The sequence below is a fragment of the Daejeonella sp. genome, from assembly GCF_036405355.1.
Classification (GTDB): Bacteria; Bacteroidota; Bacteroidia; order Sphingobacteriales; family Sphingobacteriaceae; genus Daejeonella.
In genome coordinates this window covers 1-3619 of record NZ_DASWXT010000126.1, presented here as the reverse complement: position 1 = coordinate 3619, position 3619 = coordinate 1, and the positions used below count along the sequence as shown (strand labels likewise).

The 3619-nt window shown below is 41.5% G+C and carries 2 protein-coding genes and 2 tRNA genes; all 4 read left to right on the top strand.

Features of this window, described 5'->3' with window-relative positions; all coding sequences use genetic code 11:
* Positions 1–837: 837 nt before the first annotated feature.
* The 4 genes from VGE44_RS15705 (at position 838) to VGE44_RS15690 (ending at position 3192) form a co-directional block, all read left to right on the top strand.
* On the top strand, positions 838–1590 hold the full coding sequence (locus tag VGE44_RS15705) for a UDP-2,3-diacylglucosamine diphosphatase (protein WP_331080881.1): 753 nt from the start codon (positions 838–840) through the stop codon (positions 1588–1590).
* Positions 1591–1708: 118 nt separating this feature from the next.
* Positions 1709–2782, top strand: coding sequence for a peptide chain release factor 1 (gene prfA, locus VGE44_RS15700; protein WP_331080879.1), 1074 nt, complete (start codon positions 1709–1711; stop codon positions 2780–2782).
* A 175-nt stretch (positions 2783–2957) separates the two neighbouring features.
* Positions 2958–3030, top strand: a tRNA-Lys gene (locus VGE44_RS15695).
* Between the two features lie 88 nt (positions 3031–3118).
* Positions 3119–3192 (top strand) — tRNA-Asp (locus VGE44_RS15690).
* Positions 3193–3619 lie beyond the last annotated feature (427 nt).

Sequence of the window (3619 nt, the reverse complement as noted above, 5' to 3'; positions counted from 1 at the left end):
CTCCGGGTGCTGCTACTAAACAAACGTTGATGAAGCAAACTACCACGAGATTCTATGCGCTTGTCCCCAAAATAACCCGAATAATCTACTCGTATCATAAATGCAAATATCCAATTAATATTTATGGGTACACGATAGCCTCCATTGCCGGGTGGCGAATTCCTTTTGAAGGCCAAAAGGAACAAAAGCCTTCTTCAATCCCTAGGTGCCTTGGCCACAATCCTCCGCACATCAAAAAAACAGGGATCGCTGCTTTTGGGGGATAGTAATATTTGAAAGCATTCCGATAATGATCCCAAAATCTGATGCTCGGTGGTGCTATTTGAAAGAATCTGCTGCTTTTTTTTAATTTTGCTGGCACTTGGGATTGAATCGTCCTTCGGGTCAGCTAATGTGATATGAACGTTGGTTGGGATAGTGCTTGGGCTTACAACCGATAATAAATTACCGTCATTGCCGATTGCAGGGATCGGCATTCCGGGATTTGGCAGGAAAGGCGCACTTAATCCATGCACAAACTTAAATAAATTACCTCAGCTAAGTAATCCGGAGAAGTGTTGCAGATCCATTCAATAATTCATTGCCATTGATACGGCTCGGATTACACCGATAGGATTAAGTGTGGATTTACAACAAATACCGGGAAGCCGCGGCTCTTTTGCTTACTTTTCCAGCTGAAGGGAAAAGTAAGTGCCCTTCCGCCGCAAAGGCGGACTAATTTCATAATTAAGCATAAATTTTATTTTTACCATACACTAGTAGTTAGCCGTCAATTGTTTTCTCAAGAAGGAATGCAAGCAGGATTTCAGAGAATAAAAATTATGTACTTTTGAAATCATGTCAGCCAGCAAAATATATTTCGCCTCCGACTTTCATTTTGGAGTTCCCGATCATTCTTTGAGCCGTGAACGTGAAGCTCTTGTCGTTAGCTGGCTCGAAGAGATCCGGAAAGACGCCGCTGAGATCTATCTGATCGGCGATATATTTGATTTCTGGTTCGAGTATGCAGCCGTGATTCCTAAAGGATTTATCCGTTTTCAGGGAAAGCTTGCCGAACTCGCTGATTCAGGGATCAAGATCACCTTGTTTAAGGGCAATCATGATATGTGGATGTTCGATTATTTTGTAAAAGAGCTGGGGATTCAGATCATTTCTGATGAGCTGGTTCTGGAGCGAAACGGCAAGAAGTTCTATTTGCATCATGGCGATGGACTTGGTCCGGGTGATGCTAAATACAAAATCCTCAAGAAGATTTTCAGAAGCGGGTTTTGTCAATGGCTTTTTGCCCGTATTCACCCAAATCTGGGTGTAGGAATTGCGAGAAAATGGTCCATGCATAGTCGCTTGCAGAATAATCAGAAAGAGGAGTTTACTGATCTTGATAAAGAATGGCTTGTTTCTTATTCCAAAGATTTATTGCTTCAGGAACATTATGATTTTCTGATATTCGGGCACAGGCATTTACCACTTGATGTTCAATTGGGTGAAAGCCGTTATATCAACCTGGGTGAATGGATCAACTTTAATTCTTATGCCGTTTTTGACGGTGAGAATCTGGAGCTTCGCTACTTTAAAAAACGCGAAGACTAGTATCAGTAAAGCAATTCGCTTATTATCCTAAGCTAAATTTCCAAAAAAGCCGTATTTTTGTAGCCTTATTGAAAAAAGCTTTTTAATTGGTCTTTCAATAGGTTTTTCAAAGAAAAGGATGTTACAAAAATTAGAATATATAAAAGAGCGCTGGCAGGAAGTTGAGCGTGAGCTGAGCAATCCGGCAACGATGGGCGACATGAAGCGCTTTGCCCAGCTTAATAAGGAATATAAAGATCTGACTAAGATCGTTGATGAATATAAGATCTACAGCAATGTGATCAGCAATATCGAGTCGAATAAAGAGCTTCTTTCGAATGAAAAGGATGATGAGTTAAGGGAAATGGCCAAGATGGAGCTTGATGAGCTGATTCCTCAACAGGAGCAGCTGGAAGAAAAGATTCGTGTGATGCTCATCCCTAAGGATCCTGAAGATAGTAAGAATGCAATCGTCGAGATCCGGGGAGGAACCGGGGGAGACGAAGCTGCTCTTTTCGCCGGCGATCTGTATCGTATGTACACCCGCTATTGTGAGCGCAAGGGATGGCGTATGGAGGTTGTAGATGTAACAGAGGGAACTGCAGGTGGTTATAAGGAGGTTGTTTTCAATGTTACGGGTGAAGACGCCTATGGGCAATTGAAATATGAATCGGGTGTTCATCGTGTGCAGCGTGTGCCTGATACTGAAACAGCAGGTCGTGTACATACTTCGGCTGCCTCTGTGGTAGTTTTACCAGAAGCAGATGAGTTTGATGTTCAGATTAGTATGAATGATGTACGTAAGGATTTGTTCTGTTCTTCCGGTCCGGGTGGACAATCAGTAAATACGACATATTCTGCAGTTCGTTTAACACATATTCCTACCGGGATTGTAGCGCAATGTCAGGATCAGAAATCACAGCTAAAGAACTTTGATAAGGCATTTGCGGTTCTAAGGAGCAGGGTATATGAGCTGGAGCATGCAAAGATGCTGGAAGAGACTTCTAAGAAACGTAAAACGATGGTTGCTACCGGCGACCGTTCAGCTAAGATTCGTACCTATAATTATCCTCAGGGAAGGGTAACCGAGCATAGGATCGGCTTAACAATTTACAATCTTCCGAATGTGATGAACGGGGATATTCAGGAGATAATTGATCAGTTACAGCTTGCTGAGAACGCTGAAAAGATGAAAGAGGGCTCAGTTGCCTGATGATTTTCTGATAAAATCAGGCTTTAAACGAGCTGATTTTTATTGTTATTAATTGAATATTAGCAGTTTAGCCATAGTTTTAAAATTAAGCTTTTTATTATTTGCACTATATAGGTTATTGCCGTATATTTGCCTCACTTTTAAGAAAAACGGTTTCCGAAGATCTAAAAAGGATGATTCCGTAGCTCAGCTGGTAGAGCATTACACTTTTAATGTAGTGGTCCTGGGTTCGAATCCCAGCGGGATCACAAAATACGTGCCTGGCACGAAAAAAATTGTATCTTTCCTGTGTTTACAGGAAACAGCTCTCAAAGCAAGGTATAATAAAGATAAAACGGACCGGTAGTTCAGCTGGTTAGAATGCCGCCCTGTCACGGCGGAGGTCGCGGGTTCGAGTCCCGTCCGGTCCGCAAATAAGCCCCCAAACGTAAAGTTCTGGGGGTTTTTTGTTTGATGGGAATTTAGTTGTTCAGATGGTTAGAACGTCGTCCTGTCATCCCCAACATGGTTGGGGACGGGTTCGTTTCCGTCCGGTCCGCAAATAAGCCCCTTACGTAAAGTTCTGGGGGTTTTTTGTTATTCTGCGATTGGTTTTTACATCAGATTACCGATTTTAAAAACATGACATTGTGTTTTTTTCATATATTTTCCTGAATACCTATCCACCAGGATTACATAACAATTTGCTGTTGATGACTTAATATTCAGATAATAAGTGTTTTACACATTTGTGTAGAAAATTTGAAAGAATTGAATCAAATCCACTCACTCCTGTCTGAACTTATTTTCAATCTCCTTTTTATTCGCTTTTCTAAAATCGGTTCCATTTTTAGACAT

Bases quoted from the DNA above. Each gene is read 5' to 3' on its own strand.
- prfA (WP_331080879.1), top strand. From the start codon at position 1,709: ATGTTACAAAAATTAGAATATATAAAAGAGCGCTGGCAGGAAGTTGAG.
- VGE44_RS15705 (WP_331080881.1), top strand. From the start codon at position 838: ATGTCAGCCAGCAAAATATATTTCGCCTCCGACTTTCATTTTGGAGTT.